This is a genomic window from Amycolatopsis bullii (assembly GCF_014654205.1).
Taxonomy (GTDB): domain Bacteria; phylum Actinomycetota; class Actinomycetes; order Mycobacteriales; family Pseudonocardiaceae; genus Amycolatopsis; species Amycolatopsis plumensis.
Genome location: NZ_BNAW01000023.1, coordinates 108,496 through 126,212, shown reverse-complemented (window position 1 = coordinate 126,212; position 17,717 = coordinate 108,496). Strand labels below are relative to the sequence as shown.

20 protein-coding genes are annotated in these 17,717 nt (G+C 72.3%); 10 read left to right on the top strand and 10 right to left on the bottom strand.

Going from position 1 to position 17,717, the window contains the following annotated elements; genetic code table 11:
• Positions 1-94: 94 nt before the first annotated feature.
• Positions 95-904 (bottom strand): PHP domain-containing protein, encoded by an 810-nt coding sequence (locus tag IE317_RS24710; protein ID WP_191313720.1) that lies wholly within the window; start codon positions 902-904, stop codon positions 95-97.
• Between the two features lie 57 nt (positions 905-961).
• Between IE317_RS24710 and IE317_RS24705 the strand changes: the two genes are divergently transcribed.
• A complete protein-coding gene (locus tag IE317_RS24705) occupies positions 962-3,697 on the top strand; it encodes an FAD-binding and (Fe-S)-binding domain-containing protein (RefSeq protein WP_191313719.1) in 2,736 nt (911 codons plus the stop codon).
• Here IE317_RS24705 and IE317_RS24700 read toward each other — a convergent pair whose 3' ends face one another.
• From IE317_RS24700 to IE317_RS24685, 4 genes are read right to left on the bottom strand one after another with little or no spacing between them, the layout of a single operon-like run.
• Positions 3,698-4,261: a TetR/AcrR family transcriptional regulator gene (locus IE317_RS24700; RefSeq protein ID WP_191313718.1), complete on the bottom strand. Its 564-nt coding sequence runs from the start codon at positions 4,259-4,261 to the stop codon at positions 3,698-3,700.
• 44 nt (positions 4,262-4,305) lie between these two features.
• Positions 4,306-4,503 (bottom strand): ferredoxin, encoded by a 198-nt coding sequence (locus IE317_RS24695; RefSeq protein ID WP_191313717.1) that lies wholly within the window; start codon positions 4,501-4,503, stop codon positions 4,306-4,308.
• A gap of 4 nt (positions 4,504-4,507) precedes the next feature.
• Complete coding sequence (locus tag IE317_RS24690; protein WP_191313716.1) at positions 4,508-5,713, bottom strand: cytochrome P450; 1,206 nt, start codon at positions 5,711-5,713, stop codon at positions 4,508-4,510.
• Positions 5,710-6,219, bottom strand: coding sequence for a PadR family transcriptional regulator (locus IE317_RS24685; protein WP_191313715.1), 510 nt, complete (start codon positions 6,217-6,219; stop codon positions 5,710-5,712). The genes IE317_RS24690 and IE317_RS24685 overlap by 4 nt, the downstream gene beginning before the upstream one ends.
• A 112-nt stretch (positions 6,220-6,331) precedes the next feature.
• Here IE317_RS24685 and IE317_RS24680 point away from each other — a divergent pair, with 112 nt between their 5' ends.
• A complete protein-coding gene (locus tag IE317_RS24680) occupies positions 6,332-7,522 on the top strand; it encodes a cytochrome P450 (protein WP_191313714.1) in 1,191 nt (396 codons plus the stop codon).
• A gap of 2 nt (positions 7,523-7,524) precedes the next feature.
• Entirely contained in the window at positions 7,525-7,740 is a 216-nt protein-coding gene (locus IE317_RS24675; protein ID WP_191313713.1) for a ferredoxin, read from the top strand.
• On the opposite strand, the gene mtnA is transcribed toward IE317_RS24675, so the two are convergent.
• Positions 7,737-8,687: an S-methyl-5-thioribose-1-phosphate isomerase gene (gene mtnA / locus IE317_RS24670; protein ID WP_191313712.1), complete on the bottom strand. Its 951-nt coding sequence runs from the start codon at positions 8,685-8,687 to the stop codon at positions 7,737-7,739. The two genes, IE317_RS24675 and mtnA, sit on opposite strands and share 4 nt — an antisense overlap.
• A gap of 47 nt (positions 8,688-8,734) precedes the next feature.
• Here mtnA and IE317_RS24665 point away from each other — a divergent pair, with 47 nt between their 5' ends.
• Positions 8,735-9,133 carry a RidA family protein gene (locus IE317_RS24665; protein ID WP_191313711.1) on the top strand — a complete coding sequence of 133 codons (399 nt, stop codon included), beginning with the start codon at positions 8,735-8,737 and terminating at the stop codon, positions 9,131-9,133.
• Between the two features lie 326 nt (positions 9,134-9,459).
• Here IE317_RS24665 and IE317_RS24660 read toward each other — a convergent pair whose 3' ends face one another.
• The 3 genes from IE317_RS24660 to IE317_RS24650 form a co-directional block, all read right to left on the bottom strand.
• A complete protein-coding gene (locus IE317_RS24660) occupies positions 9,460-10,254 on the bottom strand; it encodes a PIG-L family deacetylase (protein ID WP_191313710.1) in 795 nt (264 codons plus the stop codon).
• A gap of 69 nt (positions 10,255-10,323) precedes the next feature.
• On the bottom strand, positions 10,324-11,121 hold the full coding sequence (locus tag IE317_RS24655) for an Fpg/Nei family DNA glycosylase (protein ID WP_191313709.1): 798 nt from the start codon (positions 11,119-11,121) through the stop codon (positions 10,324-10,326).
• An 88-nt stretch (positions 11,122-11,209) separates the two neighbouring features.
• Positions 11,210-11,833 carry a glyoxalase gene (locus tag IE317_RS24650; protein ID WP_191313708.1) on the bottom strand — a complete coding sequence of 208 codons (624 nt, stop codon included), beginning with the start codon at positions 11,831-11,833 and terminating at the stop codon, positions 11,210-11,212.
• A 251-nt stretch (positions 11,834-12,084) separates the two neighbouring features.
• Between IE317_RS24650 and IE317_RS24645 the strand changes: the two genes are divergently transcribed.
• From IE317_RS24645 to IE317_RS24635, 3 genes are read left to right on the top strand one after another with little or no spacing between them, the layout of a single operon-like run.
• Positions 12,085-12,783: a GNAT family N-acetyltransferase gene (locus tag IE317_RS24645; protein WP_191313707.1), complete on the top strand. Its 699-nt coding sequence runs from the start codon at positions 12,085-12,087 to the stop codon at positions 12,781-12,783.
• Positions 12,783-13,004, top strand: a complete 222-nt coding sequence (gene infA, locus IE317_RS24640) for a translation initiation factor IF-1 (RefSeq protein WP_191313706.1) — start codon at positions 12,783-12,785, stop codon at positions 13,002-13,004. Before IE317_RS24645 ends, infA begins: the two co-directional genes overlap by 1 nt.
• A gap of 57 nt (positions 13,005-13,061) precedes the next feature.
• Positions 13,062-13,928, top strand: a complete 867-nt coding sequence (locus IE317_RS24635; RefSeq protein ID WP_191313705.1) for an aminoglycoside phosphotransferase family protein — start codon at positions 13,062-13,064, stop codon at positions 13,926-13,928.
• Positions 13,929-13,932: 4 nt separating this feature from the next.
• Here IE317_RS24635 and IE317_RS24630 read toward each other — a convergent pair whose 3' ends face one another.
• The gene (locus tag IE317_RS24630; RefSeq protein WP_191313704.1) at positions 13,933-14,394 is read right to left on the bottom strand and encodes a phage tail protein; all 462 of its coding nucleotides are present in this window, start codon (positions 14,392-14,394) and stop codon (positions 13,933-13,935) included.
• Between the two features lie 62 nt (positions 14,395-14,456).
• Here IE317_RS24630 and IE317_RS24625 point away from each other — a divergent pair, with 62 nt between their 5' ends.
• From IE317_RS24625 to IE317_RS24615, 3 genes are all read left to right on the top strand, one after another.
• The gene (locus IE317_RS24625; protein ID WP_191313703.1) at positions 14,457-14,780 is read left to right on the top strand and encodes a YciI family protein; all 324 of its coding nucleotides are present in this window, start codon (positions 14,457-14,459) and stop codon (positions 14,778-14,780) included.
• The gene (locus IE317_RS24620) at positions 14,777-16,000 is read left to right on the top strand and encodes an RNA polymerase sigma factor (RefSeq protein ID WP_191313702.1); all 1,224 of its coding nucleotides are present in this window, start codon (positions 14,777-14,779) and stop codon (positions 15,998-16,000) included. The genes IE317_RS24625 and IE317_RS24620 overlap by 4 nt, the downstream gene beginning before the upstream one ends.
• 93 nt (positions 16,001-16,093) lie before the next feature.
• Positions 16,094-17,695, top strand: coding sequence for a hypothetical protein (locus IE317_RS24615; protein ID WP_191313701.1), 1,602 nt, complete (start codon positions 16,094-16,096; stop codon positions 17,693-17,695).
• Positions 17,696-17,717: the final 22 nt, after the last annotated feature.

Genomic DNA, 17,717 nt, shown 5'->3' with positions numbered 1-17,717 from the left:
CGCTGACAGGCCGGTCAGTGTCCGCGATGTCCTGAGACATCAACTGTCGGCGATGTCCTGAGACTCAACAGCGGGTTAGAACCCGCCTCACCACTCACGACCGGCGGGAGCGGAGCGCGGCGAACACCTCCGGCGAGGTCGTGCATTCGCCGAGGCGGACCGGCTTGCGGTCGCCGTGGAAGTCGCTGGAGCCGGTTCCGAGCAATCCCAGGTCCGCGGCCACCTCGCGGAGGCGGTCGCGGACCTCCGGGGGCTGTTCCGGGTGGTCCACTTCGATCCCGGTGAGTCCCGCGGCGGCGAGCGCGGCCAGCTGCGCGTCGGTGACCGAAGCCCGCCGCTTGACCGAGCGCGGGTGGGCCAGCACCGCCACACCCCCGGCCGCGCGGACCAGCGCGATCGCGTCCACCGCGGCCAGGACGTGCTTGGGCACGTCCGCGCGGCCGCCGTCGGCGATCCAGTCCGTGGTGAAGGCGTCGGTGATGCCCGCGGCGGCCAACGCCGCGGCGATGTGCGGGCGGCCGAGCGGCGCGCCCGCCGCGATCGCGCGCACCTGCGCGAGGGTGATCGGGGCGCCCAGCTCGCGGCAGCGCTCGACCATCCGCACCGCGCGGCGCTCCCGGTCGGTGCGGATCAGCTCCAGCTCGGCGGCCAGCGGCTCGTGCCCGGGGTCGACGAACAGGCCCAGCAGGTGCACCTCGGCGTCGTCGAGCCGGCACGAGATCTCGACGCCCGGGACGAGCTCGACCTCGGTGGCGGCCGCGGAAGCCGCGGCCAGACCCGCGAAGGTGTCGTGGTCGGTCAGTGCGAGCACCGTCAGCCCCGCCTCGGTGGCCAGCCGCGGCAGGTCCGCGGGCGGCGTCGTCCCGTCGGAGGCCGTGCTGTGCGCGTGCAGGTCGATCGTCATGCCGCGGATCGTCGCACGGGTTCGGCACGCGGTGGTCCGGTCGACTTGAATGGGGGTGTGGAGATCCTCACCGACGCCGCCACGCTCGCGCTGTACACCACCGACGCGTCCAACTACCGCCACGTGCCCCGGGGGGTGGTGCTGCCGCGGACGCTCGACGACGTCGTCGCGGCGGTCGCGGCCGCCCGCGACCGTGACCTGCCGGTGATCGCGCGGGGCGGCGGCACCAGCGTCGCCGGGAACGCGTGCGGCCCCGGCCTGGTGATCGACACCTCGCGCCACCTCGGCGGGGTGCTCTCGCTGGACCCGTCGGCGCGGCTCGCGCGGGTGCTGCCCGGCACGGTGCTCGACGACCTGCAGGCGGTCGCGGCCCCGCACGGCCTGCGGTTCGGCCCCGACCCGTCGACGCACAGCCGCTGCACGCTCGGCGGCATGATCGGCAACAACGCGTGCGGTTCGCACTCGGTGGCGTGGGGGCGCACGGTCGACGTCGTCCGCTCCCTGGAAGTCCTGCTCTACGACGGCACGCGGCTGCGGGTCGGCCCGGACGAGCCCACCGAAGGGCGGATCTTCGACGAGCTGCGCGCGCTGGTGCGCGACAACCTGGCGTTGCTGCGCAAGGAGCTCTCGACGTGGCCGCGTCGCGTGTCCGGCTACGGGCTCGAACACCTGCTGCCGGAGAACGGCTTCGACGTCGCCAAGGCCCTGGTCGGTTCCGAAGGCACCTGCGTGACCATCCTCGAAGCGACGGTTTCGCTCGCCGAGCTGCCCCGCGAGCGGGTGCTGGCCGTCCTCGGCTTTCCGTCCGACATCGCGGCGGCCGACGCGGTGCCGTCGATCCTGCCGTGGTCGCCGCTGACCGTCGAAGGTGTGGACGCCGAGCTGGTCGCGATGCTTCCCGGCCGCGCCGGCGACCTCCCGCCGGGCGGGGCGTGGCTGTTCGTCGAGCTGGCCGGGGACGACCCGGCTTCCCGGGCCCGTTCGCTGGCCGCTTCGCTCGACCTGACGGGCTTCGCGATCGTCGACGACCCGGCCGCGCAACGCGGGCTGTGGCGCATCCGTGAGGAAGGCGCCGGGCTCGCGACGCGGCTCGCGGACGGCTCGGAGGCGTGGCCCGGCTGGGAGGACGCCGCCGTCCCGCCCGAGCGGCTCGGCGCGTACCTGCGCGAGTTCAAGGAGCTGATGCGCGCGCACGGGCGCCGCAGCGTCGTCTACGGCCACTACGGCGAAGGCTGCCTGCACCTGCGGCTGGACTTCGACCTGCTGTCTTCGGGCGGGGTCGCGGACTTCCGGCGGTTCCTGGAGGAGGCCGCGGACCTCGTCGCGGCCCACGGCGGTTCGCTGTCCGGCGAGCACGGCGACGGCCAGGCCCGCTCCGAGCTGCTGTCCCGCATGTACAGCCCCGAGATGCTGGACGTCTTCGCGCGGTTCAAGGCGATCTTCGACCCGGCCGGGCGGATGAACCCGGGCATCCTGGTGGCGCCGCGGGCGATCGACGCCGACTTGCGGGTGCGGTCGACGTCTTCGTCCTTCGAGGACAGTATTTTCCTTGGCTACCCGGAGGACCGGGGGAATTTTGGCCAGGCGATGCGGCGCTGCGTCGGCGTCGGGAAGTGCCGCAACACCAGCGGCGGCGGCGTGATGTGCCCGAGCTACCGGGCCACCCGGGAGGAACAGCACTCGACCCGCGGGCGCGCGCACCTGCTCGCCGAAATGCTCAACGGCGAAGTCATCAAGGACGGCTGGCGTTCGTCCGAAGTGCACGACGCGCTCGATTTGTGCCTGTCCTGCAAGGGATGTCTCTCGGACTGCCCCGTGGATGTCGACATGGCCACGTACAAGGCCGAGTTCCTGCACCAGCACTACCGGCGGCGGCTGCGTCCGGCGTCGCACTACTCGATGGGCTGGCTGCCGTTGTGGCTGCGGCTCAGCGCTCGTGCTCCGCGGCTGGCCAACGCCGTCGGGCGGTCCCGGTTGGCGGGCTTGGTGAAACGGCTCGGCGGGATCGCGCCGGAACGCGCGTTGCCTTCGTTCGCCGCTTCCCCCTTCACGTCGGCGCGCGCGGATCTCCGGCGGCGGGCGACAGGGGAGCGCCGGGTGGTGCTGTGGCCGGACTCGTTCAACAACTACCTGACGCCGTCGGTGCTGGACGCCGCCCACGAGGTGCTCACCGCGGCCGGGTACGACGTCGTGCTGCCGGACCGCGGAGTCTGTTGTGGACTGACGTGGGTGTCGACGGGCCAGCTCGGCGTCGCCCGGCGGGTTTTGGACCGGACGCTGTCCGTGCTGGCGCCGTATCTCGAAGACGGTTACGAGGTGGCCGGTCTGGAACCGAGCTGCACGGCGCTGTTCCGCGGCGACCTGCCCGCGCTCATGCCGGGCGACGAGCGTGCCGCGCTGCTGGCTTCCCGGACGTTCACCTTCGCCGAACTGCTGGAGCGGGCGCCGATCCCGTTCGCGGCCCTCGACGTCGACGCGATCACACAGGTGCACTGCCACCAGCACGCTGTTCTCGGCTTCGGCGCCGACGAGTCCGCGCTGAAGGCCGCGGGCGTCCGGAACACGACACTGGACTCGGGGTGCTGCGGCCTGGCGGGCAACTTCGGCTTCGAGCGCGGCCACTACGACGTCTCGAAGGCGGTGGCGGAGGACCGGATGCTGCCCGCGATCCGCGCGGCCGCCCCGGAGACGGTCGTGGTGTCGGACGGCTTCAGCTGCCGGACGCAGATCGCCCAGGAGTCCGGCCGGACGCCGGTGCACCTGGCGGAACTGCTGCGCCGCGCGCTCCCCTGATCATTCGGCGCGCTCGAGCAGCGTCCGGACGGCGGTGAGGACGAGCCGGACGATGTCGTCGGGGTCGGCGCCGGCCAGCGGCTGCTTGCCGGTGAGCTCGCGCACGACCCCGATGCCCATCAGCCAGGCCAGCGCGAGGTCGGCGCGCAGTTCGGCGTCCGGGGCGTCGGTCAGGGTGGCCAGGATCCGGGCGTACTCGTCGCCGATCTCCTGGCGCAGCACCGCCCCGACCTCGCCGCTGCCGGACGAGCGCAGGTAGGTCTCCAGCGTCCGGTTCCGGTCGCCGCCCGGCTCGAGCATGCTGCGCAGCGACGCGCTGAGCAGCCGCTCCGGCGGGTGGGTTTCCAGGTGCTCGCGTCCGCTGCGGGCGATGACCTCTTCGAACAGCGCTTCCTTGCTGCCGAAGTAGCGGAAGAGCAGCGCCTGGTTGGCCCCGGCCAGGTCGGCGATGTCCCGGACGGTCGTCCGGTCGAACCCCCGCTCGGCGAACAGTTTCGCGCCGGCGTCGAGCAACGCCTGCCGCGTCGCGGCCGCGTCCCGCCTGCGGCCGGCCTGTTCCGTCATCGAAGCAGGTTAACCGGCAAACCGGACGCGGGCGCGACGGACCCTCAGGTGCCGGAGAGACGGATCGCGGCGGCCGGGCAGCTCAGCTCGGCCTGCCGGACCGCGTCTTCCTCGCCGGACGACGGCTCTTCGGTGAGGAGGACGACCGTGCCGTCGTCTTCGTTCTGGTCGAACGTCTCCGGCGCGAGCAGGACACACTGGCCGGACGAGACGCAGCTGCCCGTGTCGACGGTGATCTTCATCGGTTCACCACTCCACGGGGACGCGCTCGACCCCACCGGCGACGCGGTTGGTGCGCACCGGAATCTCGTCGATCCCGACGGCCAGGCGCAGGCCGGGGAAGCGGCGGAACAGCTTCGGGAACACCGTCCGCAGCTCGGTGCGGGCGAGGTTGGCGCCGATGCAGACGTGGGCGCCGGTGCCGAAGGCGAGGTGCACGTTCGGCGTCCGGTCCGGATCGAACCCGTCCGGGTCGGCGAACACCGACGCGTCCCGGTTGGCCGCGTCGCTGGAGATGAGCACGGCGTCGCCGCGCATGATCCGCGTCCCGGCGATCTCGACGTCTTCGTGGGCGTACCGGAGCAGGCCGGTGCCGCTGGTCGCGGTCAGCCGCAGGATCTCCTCGACGGTCTGGTTCACCTGGCCATCGGGGTCGGCGGCGAAGCGGTCGCGGCGGGCGGTGTCGGCGAGCAGGAACAGCGTGCCCATCGCGATGCGCGTCGACGTCGTCTCGTGGCCGGCGAACAACAGGCCGGCACCCATCCGCGCGAGGTCCTCGCCGGTGAAGGTCGGGTCTTCGGCCTGGAAGGCGACCAGGTCGGAGATGACGTCGGGCTGCGGGTCCGCGCGCTTGGCGTCGGCCAGCTTCGTCATGTACGCCATGAATTCCGCCATGGCGGCCTGGGCGTCTTCGCCGCCGTTCATCACCGCGATCCGCTCGGACAGCCCGCGGAAGTGCTCCCGGTCGGCGTACGGCACCCCGAGGAGTTCGCAGATCACCAGCACCGGCAGCGGGAAGGCGAGGAAGTCGGTCAGGTCGACGGGCCCATTTTCGCGGGCCGCTTCCATGTCGTCGAGGCAGCGGTCGGTCAGTTCGGCGATGCGGTCGCCGAGGGCGCGCATGCGAGGCGCGGAGAAGGCGGGCGCCAGCATCCGGCGCATCCGCTTGTGCTCGCGCTCCTCGTTCTCGAAGTCGCCGCTCGGGCCGTCCTGGACGGCGGCGTAGGAGATCCGCGACGCCTGTTCCGGCGCCGGGTGCGAGCGGCCGAAGCGCTTGTCGCGGAAGACTTCCTTGGCCTCTTCGTAGGAGGTCACCAGCCAGGCCGGGTCGCCGGCCGGGGTGAGCACGCGGCTGATCGGCGCCTGCCGGCGGAGGACCGCGTAGTCCGGGGCGATGGCGAGCGCGTCCGCGCGGGCGAAGGGGAGGCGAGGCGTCTCTTCGGTGGTGGTCATGCGTCTTCCCTCGGATCGGTGGTGAGTTCGGCGAGCCAGCGGAGTTCGGCGTCGAACTTCCCGAGCACGTGCTGCAACGCGGCGCGGCTCCACGGATCGGCCTGCCCGGCGGCGAGCCCGGTGAGCCGTTCCCGCTCGGCGGTGAGCGCTTTCCGGCGGACTTCGAGCACGCGTGTTCGTTCGTCCGGGCGCAGCCAGGCGAAGTTCCCCACGCGGGCCAGGAACTCCGGCTCGTTGAGCGCGAGCTCGGCCGGGAAGTCCGCGAGCAGATCGTGCAGCAGTTCCCGCCCGACTTCGGTGATCGTGTAGACGTGCCGCGGCGGTTTGGCCTCCTGCTCCTCGGCGCTGCGGCTCACCGCACCGGCGTCGACGAAGCGCCGCAGGGTCGGGTAGAGCGAGTTGTTCGACAGGGTGTGGCCGGTCGAAGCCTCCACCGCCTTGCGCAGTTCGTACCCGTGCATCGGCTCGACGGCGAGTTTCGACAGCAGGAGGATTTCGATCCACACCTAGGTCACCGTAACCTAGGATTCGGTGACGGGGCAATGGCGGATCGTGACAGGTGGGAAGAAACTGTGTAGCGTTGTAAGCAGCTGCTTACAAACTCTTCGGGGGTTCCGCATGACCACCACCCACACCGAACCGCTCGCGTACCCCTTCAACGAGGAGGCCGGGCTCGACCTGAACGAGGCGTACGCGGCCGCGCGGGACGCCGAGGGCATGGTCCGGGTGAAGATGACCTACGGGGAGCCGGCCTGGCTGGCCACCCGGTACGCCGACGCCCGGCTGGTGCTGGGCGATCGCCGGTTCTCGCGGGCGATGGAGAAGGAAAAGGACGCCCCGCGGCGCTCGCCGGTGGTGCGCGATGGCGGGATCCTGCAGATGGACCCGCCGGACCACACGCGGCTGCGGACCCTGGTCGCCAAGGCGTTCACCATGCGCCGCGTCGAGCTGCTCCGGCCGCGCGTCGCGTCGCTGGCCTCCGAGCTGATCGCGGACATGAAGGCGGCCGGGGCGCCCGCCGACCTGGTCGACGCCTACGCGTTGCCGATCCCGGTCGCGGTGATCTGCGAGCTGCTCGGCGTCCCGGTCGCCGACCGGCCGAAGTTCCGCGTGTGGAGCGACGCGGCGCTGTCCACGAGCGGGCTGACGCCCGAGGAGTTCGAGCGCAACCGCGAAGAGCTGCGCGACTACATGCGCGGCCTGATCGCCGAGCACCGCGAGCGGCCGGCCGACGACCTGATGACGGCGCTGATCGAGGCCCGCGACGTCCGCGACCGGCTGACCGAGCTGGAGCTGGTCGACCTGTGCGTCGGCATCCTCGTCGCCGGGCACGAGACCACCGCGAGCCAGATCCCGAACTTCGTCTACGCGCTGCTGGACCAGCACGAGCAGTGGGAGCGGCTGTGCGCCGACCCCGACCTGATCCCGGCCGCGGTCGAGGAACTGCTGCGGTTCGTGCCGCTCGGCGCCGGCGCGGGATTCGCCCGCTACGCCACCGAAGACGTCGAGGTCGGCGGCGTGCTCGTCCGGGCGGGTGAACCGGTGCTCGTGGCCATCGGCGCGGCCAACCGCGACGGCCTCCGGTTCGGTGACGCGGACAAGCTGCGGTTCGACCGCGAGGAGAACCAGCACCTGGGCTTCGGCCACGGCGTCCACCACTGCCTCGGCGCGCCGCTGGCGCGGCTCGAGCTGCAGGAGGCGCTGCGCGCGTTGGTCACCGAAATGCCGGGGTTGCACCTCGCCGGCGATATCGTGTGGAAGACGCAGATGCTCGTCCGCGGACCGCGGTCGATGCCGATCGGATGGTGATGATGAGCTGGGACGTGAAGGTCGACGAACACACCTGCATCGGGTCGGGGATGTGCGCGGCCCTGATGCCGGAGGTGTTCACCCTCGACGGCGCGGTGGCCCACCCGGTGACCCCGTCGGTCGAGCCCGACGAGACGGTGCTCGACGCGGCGGACTCCTGCCCGGCCATGGCGATCACGGTGACCGACGGCGGCCGCGAGATCGGCCCGCGTCCCTAGGGCTCGAAGCGGCCGTGCTCGGTGACCACGGCCGTGATCAGGTCGAACGGGGTGACGTCGAACGCGGGGTTGAAGACCTGCGCGCCCTCCGGGGTGTGTTCGGTCAGCTCGGCGGCGTCGCGTTCCTCGATGGTGATGCCCGAGCCGTCCGCGAGCTTGCTGTCCACTGTGGATGACGGGGCGACCACGACGAACGGCACCCGGTGGTGGTGTGCGGCGATGGCGAGGCCGTAGGTGCCGATCTTGTTGGCGACGTCGCCGTTCGCGGCGATCCGGTCGGCGCCGACGAGCACGCAGTCGACCATCCCGCGCGCCATGGCGGCCGCGGCGGCCGAGTCGGGCTGGACGCGGTAGGGGACGTTCGCTTGGGCGAGCTCCCACGCCGTCAGCCGGGCGCCTTGGAGCAGCGGGCGCGTCTCGTCGACCAGGACTTCTTCGACGAGCCCGCGTTCGTGCAGGTGCCAGACGACGCCGAGGGCGCTGCCCCAGCCGACGGTCGCCAGGCGCCCGGCGTTGCAGTGGGTGAGGAGTTTGAGAGGGCGTCGCGGGCACTCGGCGAGCACGATCTCGGCGGCGTGCTTCGAGGCGGTCTCGTTGAGCCGTTCGTCCTCGTCGAGCAGGGCCAGCGCTTCGGCGAGGACGGCGTCTTCCCCCTGGCCGAGTTTCCCGAGCGCGCGCTCGACGCCCCAGGTGAGGTTGACGGCGGTGGGCCGCGCGTGCGCGAGGAGTTCGGCGTCTTTCGGGACATCGCCCTTCAGGTGGGCGGACAGCGCCACCCCGAGCGCCCCGGCGGCCCCGAGCGCGGGAGCGCCCCGGACGGCGAGCCGCTTGACGGCGTCGACGAGCTCCCCGACGGTCCTCAGCTCGAGCAGCCGGTATTCGCCGGGGAGGGCGGTCTGGTCGATGATGACGACGGCGCCGTCAGCCCAGTCGATGGTCCTGCGCACGAGCCCTCCTGGGGGATTTCCGCTTGCCGAGCCGGTGAAGATGGGACGTGACCATTGAACGGCAGAACCCACCCGGCTTGCACACACCGCCCGGCTACCACCACGTGACGGTGACCTCGGCGTCCCGGACGGTGTACTTGGCGGGCCAGTGCCCCCTCACCCCGGACGGCGCACTCGCGGAGGGCGACGTCCTGGCCCAGACCGACCAGGTCGTCGCCAACACGGCAACGGCGTTGGAGTTCGCGGGAGCGAGCCCGGCCGACGTGGTCCGGACGGTGATTTACGTGGTGACGGAGGACCGCTCGGTGCTGTCGTCGGTCTGGACCCGCCTGACGGAGTCGCCGATCGCCGAGGCGTTCAGCTCGGCGAGCACGCTGCTGGGTGTCGCCCAGCTGGGCTTCCCCGGCCAGCTGGTGGAACTGGACGTGACGGCGGCGCTCACCTGACCCGTACCCGGGCGGTCGGCTTGCGTGCCTGGAGGGTCGGTTTGCGTACCTGGAGGGTCGGCTGGCGTACCTGGCGAGTCGGTTCGCGTGATCGGGGCCGGGACTCGCGTGATCAGCGGGCGATCTCGCGTGACTGGAGGGGCATCTCGCGTGACTGGAGGGGCATCATTCGTGATTGGAGGGGCGACACGGCCCAACCCGCTTGCTCGCGCCGGTTGATATCGCCGCCTGCCACCACTTAGCCTGCTCCCCGGCCCCCGGCCCCCGGCCCCCGGCCCCCGGCCCCCGGCCCCCGGCCCCCGGCCCCCGGCCCCGGCCCCGGCCCGTCAGAGGCCGGCCATGAGGTCCGTTTCGGTGATTCCCGGGCCTTCGCCCCAGCGGATGAACCACTCGGTGCCGAAGGCGAACGTGAACGCGTCGTCCGGCATGGCCAGCATGAACATGTCCTCGCTGATCTGGCTCGGGTGGGCGCGCATCGCCGCCCGCTTGACCGCCGCGTACTTCGACACGTCGACCGCCGCGGTGATCTCCGCCTCCGGCTTGCCGAACTCCACGTTCTCCGGTGGCTTCGGCGCGGCCTCCGGCGGGATCACCCCGTCGGCCACCGCCGCCTCGAAGCCGCGCTGCATGAACTCGCGGTTGAACGTCGCCTGGAAGACGCGTTTCGTGCCGGCCAGCTCGGCCGCGCGGAGGCCGACGCGGTGGACTTGGATGTGGTCCGGGTGGCCGTAGTCGCCGTTGTCGTCGTACACCGTCAGGACGTCGGCCGACTCCTCGCGCAGGATCGCCGCGAGCTGCGCGGCCGCCTTTTCGACGTCGGCGCGCCAGAAGCACGCGGGGTCGTCGTTCGTCGGCTCGCCCATCATCCCCGAATCGCGGTAGCCGAGGAACTCGACGCGCTCGACGCCGAGGATCTCCGCGGCCGCGTACGACTCCTGGACGCGCCGGTCTTCCAGCTTCTCGCCCTCGGCGAGGAACCCGTCGGGGACCTCGCCGACCTCGCCCTTGGTGGCGACGACGAGCACGACCCGGTGCCCCTCTTCGACGGCTTTGCGCATGACGCCCGCGGTGCGGAGGCATTCGTCGTCCGGGTGGGCGTGGAAAGTGACCAGGGTTGCCATGTCCGCGACGGTACCGGCAACCACCGACAAAAACGCCCGCGAGGATGCCCTCCCGCCACGGTCCGCGCGCTAGCCCTGCTCCTTCGAGCACCACCAGGTCGACCGGCCGCCGACCGTGCCGTGGCTCATCTCCGCGCCGCAGCGCGGGCAGTGGTCGCCCGCCCGGCGGTGGCCGATGATCTCGCCGGTGTGCACGCCGCCGTGGCGGATCGCCGCGCGCAACGCCTTCCGCAGGGCCTTGTGCAGGTCCGCGAGGTCGTCCGCGCCCAGCTCGTTCACCGGCCGGGCCGGGGACAACGCCGCCTGCCAGAGGGTTTCGTCGGCCAGCAGGTTGCCGATCCCGGCCACCACCGACTGATCCAGCAGCCGCGCCTTCAGCGGCGCCCGCCCGCGGCCGACGCGCGCAGCGAAGTCGCGGCGCGAGATCTCCCCGGCGTCCGGGCCGAGCGCGTCGAGATCGGGGTCCAGCCGCACCCGGCTGAGCCGCCGCGTGTCGAACAGCTGCAGCTGTTCGCCGTCGGCGAAAGTGATCCCGAACCGGAACCACTCGGGCTTCTCCACACGGCCGTGAAAGCGCCGCGGGCCGGGCGGTCCGCTCGCTCCGCCGAACCGCAGCTGCCCGGCCATCCCGAGGTGCAGGCCGAGGTTCGGGCCCGGCTGCCCGTCGCCGCCTTCCGTTTCGCACCACAGGGTCTTGCCCCGACGATGCGCTTCCACCAGCCGCCCGCCGGTCAACGCCGTGGCGATGTCCCCGGGTGCGTGCGGGCGGCAGACCCAGTCGTCGTGGTCGTCCACCGACCGGATCTTCCGGCCGAGGGCACCGGTGAGGACTTGCCGGGCGAGTTCCACTTCGGGGAGTTCGGGCACGGGACCCAGTCTCCGGCACGGACGCCGATCACGCCGCGCAGGCAGCCACCGGGCCGCCGTCGCCGACCTGCTGCGCGGCGGGCACTGATCAGGACAGGCTCGCGGAAGCCGTGGTCTCCCAGGCGAAGCCGTCCGGGTCGGTGAACGCCGCGGCCGCGCCGACCGCGATCCGGTGCGAGCCGCTGCCCTCGGGGGCGACACCGGCGTCCTTGGCGAGCGCCTTGCGCCGGTACAGCGCCAGCTTGACGGGGCTCTCGCCGGCGTCGAACTCGACGTACATCTTGCCGAAGCTCTTGCCGACGGTCAGGCCCTGGCCGACGTAGAACTTCTTGCTGGCGGCCACGTCGGCGGCGCCGAGCAGGAGCACGATGGCGTCGATCTTGCGGGTGGCCGGGCCGGTGTTCTTCTTGGCCGAGGTCGCGAGCTTCCAGATCGCCCCGTCCGGCGCCCGGACGGTGCCGCCGTAGCCCCACATGGACTTGGTGGCCGGCTTGATCGTCGTGGCCCCGGCCGCGAGCGCGGTCTCGATGAGGGAGTCGACGTCGGCGGGCTGCGGCACGGTGAGGGAGAGGGTGTACCCGCGGAAGCCGTCGCTCGGCGCGTCCGCGACCCGGAACCGCAGCTGGGTGGTGAGCCCGAAGGCCTCGGCGTAGAAGCGCTCGGCGGCGGCGGTGTCGGCGACTTCGAGGGTGATGGTTTCGATGTTCGTCATGCCGGTAACGCTAGGTCCGGGCCGCTGACCGGCGCTTCTCGATTCCTGATCGGTCTGCCCGGCCGGCTTCGGGAAAAGGAGTGGGCGCGGTGCGCGGCGGTCTGATAGCTTTTCGCCGTCCGTGACCCGGCCCGAGGAGGTGAGACCCGTGAACGCTGCAACGTTGTGGGTGCTCCCCCTCGTCGTCACGGGCGGGCCGGCCTAGCTGTCGCCGGGAGCACCTGGAACCGGTACTCCCGAAAGGCGACACCATGAACCATCTGCACGAACGGCCGGACGTGGCCGGCCGCGGCGAAGTGTCCCGGCGGCCGGACGGACGCCTCTTCCTCAGCATCGACACGTGGGACGACGCGGATTTCGCGCTACTCGCGGCCGACATGCTGCCCGCGCTGCCGAGGCCGCTGCACACCGTGGTCGACGAAGCCGATACCGAACTCCGGTCCCGCTGGGAATCGGCCGGTTTCACGACGCGGCGCCGTGAGTGGGAGTACTTGCTCCCCACGGCACCGGGCCAGGCCTCCGCGCCCGCGGGGGTGACGATCGGGCCGTCGGCCGACGCGGGATTGCTGAACTCGGCCGAAGACGTGATCCGCGCCGAAATCGAAGCGGAGGTGGGCTGGGAGGAGATGCCGGCGGAGATCCTGCCCCGCCCGGCCGTCCCGGACGTCACCAAGTACGTGGTGGCGGAGTCCGCGGGTGACTACGTGGGCCTGGTCCGGCTGGCGGCGGTGCCGCGGCAGCCGCGGATAGGGCTGATCGCGGTCCGTGCGGATCGGCGGCGGCGCGGAATCGGCCGCGCGTTGCTGACGTACGTGCTGAACGCGTTGCACGACAAGGGAATCCCGGCGGCTTCCGCCGAAGTGAACGAAACGAACCCGGCAGCGATCGCGTTGTTCGAAGGTGCCGGAGCCCGCCGCGTGGGCAGCAACCTCGAGCTGGTGCTGCGCTGATGGCCGACACCGCCGGGATCGAAGTCGAGGGCACCGTCGTCGAGTGCCTGCGGAACGCGACGTTCCGGGTCGAGCTGGAGAACGGGCACAAGGTGCTCGCGCACATCAGCGGGAAGATCCGGAAGAACTTCATCAAGATCCTGCCGTTCGACCGGGTCCTGGTGGAGCTGAGCCCGTACGACCTGAACCGCGGCCGGATCCTGTTCCGGTACCGCACCTAGTCCGCAAGCCGTCACCAGGTCCCCGGACCTGGTGACGGCTTCCCCGGAGGAGCTCCCTTGACCGTCGAGACGGCCCCGGCCATCGACACCGCGCTGGTGCGGCGGCTGGTCGGCACGCAGTTCCCGCAGTGGGCCGGGCGGCCGCTGACCCGGTACGCCCCGGCCGGCTCGGACCACGTGATCCACCGGCTGGGCGACGAGCTGTCGGTCCGGCTGCCGCGCCACGCCGGCGCGATCGGCCAGGCGGCGAAGGAAGCCGAGTGGCTGCCGCGGCTGGCGCCGCAGCTGCCGCTGGCCGTCCCCGTCCCGGTGGCGGTGGGCGAGCCGGACTTCGGCTACCCGTGGCCGTGGGCGGTGTCGCGCTGGCTGGACGGCGAGGTGGCCACGGTCGAAGCGCTGTCGGGCTCGCACGAGGCCGCCGTCGAGCTGGCCGGGTTCCTGACCGCGCTGCATCGGTTCGACGGCGAAGCCGCGGACCTCGCCGTCCGCCCGCTCGCCATCCGGGACGCGGCGACCCGGGCCGCCATCGAGGAAGTCGGCGACGCGTTCGACCCATCGGCACTGACCGGACTGTGGGACGCCGCCCTCGCGGCACCCGCGTGGGCCGGTCCACCGGTCTGGTGCCACGGCGACTTCCACACGGGCAACCTGCTGACGGCGGGCGGGCGCCCCAGCGCGGTCATCGATTTCGGTGAGCTCGGGCCCGGCGACCCGGCCTGTGACCTGATGATCGCCTTCACCCTCATGTCGGCCGGCACGCGAGCCACCTTCCGCACGGCGCTCGGCGTCGACGAGGCCACCTGGACCCGCGGCCGCGGCTGGGCGCTGGCGACCGGCTTGACCGCCTACCTGGCGTACGCGGCCGTCGACCCGCGGGTCGCGGCGCAGACGACCCGCCAGATCACCGAAGCCCTCGCGGGGTGAACGGTCAGTACTCGTTCTTGATGACGAAGTAGGAGCCGCGGATGGTGCCGGCCAGCTTCGACTTCTGGCGGGCGAACTTGAAGGAGGCCAGTTCCGCGGGCACCTCCATCCCGTCGGAGAGCTTGAACCCGACCGCCCGCTTCCCGCCCTCGTCCACGGTGTACAGGACGTTGATCGACAGGCCGTTTTCGTAGAAGACGTACGACCACCGGATGTTCTCGACCTGGAACTCGGTCGCCTCGAGCGGGCGCGAGGCGATGACGATGCCGCGTTCCTCCTCGAGGATGCGGTGCACGCGGTCGATGATCGGCCGCGCCGCGTCGGCGGGCTCGACCGTGAAGACGTGGTCGTACTTGTTCTTGAAGTAGCGGGCCTCGTTCGCCCGCAACCCGGCCAGCGCATCCGCCACCGGCGACGACTCCAGTCCGGTCGTCGATACGGTGTCGAAGTCCACGGTGTAGGGCATGGTGTTCCTCCGCGTGTGTCCTGACCGGACTCAGCGTAGGCCACTCCCGGAGAGGATGTTGTATGCAGTATCTGGTCTCCGTCATCGACGACAAGGAGAACCCCGGCCGCACGGACCGCCAGCCGGCCATCAGCGAGTTCAACGACCGGCTGGTCGCCGACGGCTACTGGGTCTTCGCGGGCGGGCTCGCGGACACCGACGCCGCCACGGTCGTCGACAACCGGGGCGAGCAGGTGGTGCTCACCGACGGGCCGTTCGTGGAGTCGAAGGAGTACCTCGCCGGTTTCTGGGTGTGGGACGTCGCCGATCCGGACGTGGCGCTCGAGCTCGCCGCCGAGGCGTCGAAGGTCTGCGACCGGAAGATCGAAGTCCGGCCGATCCGGTGAGTGACGTCGAGGAGGCGGTGACCCGGGTGCACCGCGCGGAGTGGGCCCGGGTGGTGGCCGCCCTGACCAGGCGTTTCGGCGACCTCGGCCTCGCCGAGGACGCGGCCGCCGAGGCGTTCGCGACCGCCGTCGAGCGGTGGCCGGCCGACGGCGTGCCCCCGAACCCCGGTGCCTGGCTGACCACCACCGCGAACCGCAAGGCCATCGACCGGCTCCGGCGGGAGAGCAAGCGCGACGACAAGCACCGCGAAGCCTGGATGGTGCAGGACGACACCCCGCCGGAGCCTTCCGGTGCCATCGACGACGACCGGCTGCGGCTGATCTTCACGTGCTGTCACCCGGCGCTGGCGACGCCCGCCCGCGTCGCGCTGACCCTGCGGATGGTCGGCGGCCTGACCGTGCCCGAGATCGCCCGCGCCCTGCTGGTCCGCGAGACCACCTTGGAGCAGCGGATCACCCGCGCGAAAGCCAAGATCAAGGCGGCGCGCATCCCGTACCGCGTGCCGTCCGCCGAGGACCTCCCCGCCCGCGTGTCCAGCGTGCTCACGGTCCTGTTCCTCGTCTTCAACGAGGGTTACCTGGCGACCGGCCCCGGCACCGACCCGATCCGGCACGACCTGACCGCCGAGGCGATCCGGCTCACCCGCCTGCTCCACGCCCTCCTCCCGGACGACGGCGAGGTGACCGGGCTGCTCGCGCTGATGCTGCTCACCGAGGCCCGCCGTCCCGCCCGGGTGTCGGCGGGCGAGCTGGTCGCGCTCGACGAGCAGGACCGCGCGACCTGGGACGCGGCGCTGATCGCCGAGGGGCACGGGCTGGTGCGCGAGCGTCTCGCCGCCGGAGTGGCGCCGGGCCGCTACCAGATCCTCGCGGCGATCAACGCCGTGCACACGTCCGCGCGCGACATCCGCGACACCGACTGGTCGCAGGTCGTCGCCCTCTACGACCAGCTCGTCCGCGTCGACGCCTCGCCGGTCGTCGCCCTCAACCGGGCGATCGCGGTCGCGGAACTCGACGGCCCGGAGGTGGCGCTGGCGGCGGTCGACCGGCTCGGGGACCAGCTGGCCGGCTACCACGCCTACCACGTGACCCGCGCCGACCTGCTGCGGCGCCTGCGCCGCGACGAGGAAGCCCGCGCGGCGTACGGCAAAGCCATCGAGCTGGCGGGCAACACCGCCGAGGTCGCGTACCTGACGCGCCGCCGGGACCAGCTGGGGTAGCTCGAGGTCGTCGGCCGAACCGGCGCGTACCCGGGTTCGATCCGGGGCCGAGCCGTGTCGTGGTCGTGATCACCGCACCGCAGGCTGTACGGAATGCGAACTGGGGTCTTCTTGCGCTGGCTGGCGCATCCGCTGAGCGTCGGCGCCACCGCGGTGCTGCTGCTCAACGACCACGTGCTCAAACCGGCGTGGCCGGGGCTCGTCACCGGCAAGCTCAGCGACGTGGCCGGGCTGGTGGCGGCACCGCCGCTGCTCGGGCTGCTGCTCGGCCTGTTCTTCGCCGCTCGGGCCGGGGCCGCGGCCTCGGTGCTGGTGACCGGCGCCGGGTTCGCGCTGGTCAAGCTGATCACCGTCGGCGCCGGGGTCGCTTCGGCGGCGTGGTCGGTGGTCAACGGGCCTTCGGTGGTCCTGGCCGATCCGGCCGACCTGGTCGCGCTGCCCGCACTGGGCCTCTCCTGGTGGGCCTGGCGCCGGGTGACGGCCGCGCCGCCACTACCGGCCGGCCTGGCGTTCCGGGTGCGGGTGGTGGTCGTGGCGCCGTTCGCGGTACTGGCGATCACCGCGACGTCGGCGCCCATGGACACGACCCAGGCGGTCGAATCGGTGAAGACCGCCGGGTCGCAGGTGGTGATCGAGGCGGCCGACGGGGTCTACGCCTCGTCCTCGGGCGTCGACGGCTGGAAGTTCGTGTCGCCGGTGCCGTCGCCGTCGGACTCCTCGGCGCCGCCGCCCAAGCGGCAGGCCGAAGCCTGCGTGCCCGACGTGGCCGCACACTGCTACCGGGTGCGCGGCACCGCCGACCTCGACAACCAGGGGAGGCTGCCGAGTGGTGGCCGGCAGCCCGGCGTCGACGAGACGACTGACGGCGGCCGGACCTGGCACACCGCCTGGGAGCTGCCCGCCGCCCGGTGGGAGTTCGTCCTGCGCCAGCACCCGTTCCCGGCCGAGGTGGTCAATCTGTCCAAAGTGGGCAGTGCCGAGGTGGCCGTCCGGACCGTCCCGGGTGGACACGAGGTGCTCGTGGCCAACGGGGTGGAGGGGATGCTGGTCCGCGGCGCCGACGGTGCCTGGCGCCAGTTCCCGGTCGTGCTCCCCGAAACCGGGCTGGACATCCGGCCGGCGCCGCTCATCGCGTTCGGCCGGGTGATCGGGGACGGCGTCATGAACGCCGGGCTGTTCACCGTGCTCGCGCTGCTGATCGGCATGACGGTGGCCGCCGGCCGGGTGCGCAGCAGGCTCGGCCGCGGGTTCACCGCCGTGGTTCCCCTCGTCCTGCTCGTCGTGCTGAGCCTCCCGGTCCTCGGCGCGGTGGCGTTCTTCACCTCGGACTCCGGGATGGCGACGGGCCCTTGGCTGGTGACCGTGCTGTGCCTGGTCGGCATCGGCGCCGGCCTCGCACTGGGGCAACCGCTCCTGCACCGGCCGCGCATGACCGCCGTCGTCGCGGCCGCCGTCCTGACCGGGCTGGCGTACGCCGGACCTCTGCTGGGCTGGACGGTGGGGCACCCGCAGGACCACGACGCGGCCACCGGCCTCGGCCTGATCCTCGCCGCGGTCTGCCTGCCGCTGATCGTCGCGGCGGGCTGGTGGGCCGGCGCCCGCGACCCGGCGGCGCGGGCCACCGTGGACCCGCCCTGGCCGCGCCTGCCGTCCGGGCCGCTGTGGCCGGTGGATCCGCCCGCCCCGAGGCCATAGCCCTGGCGCGCGCCCGGCACCC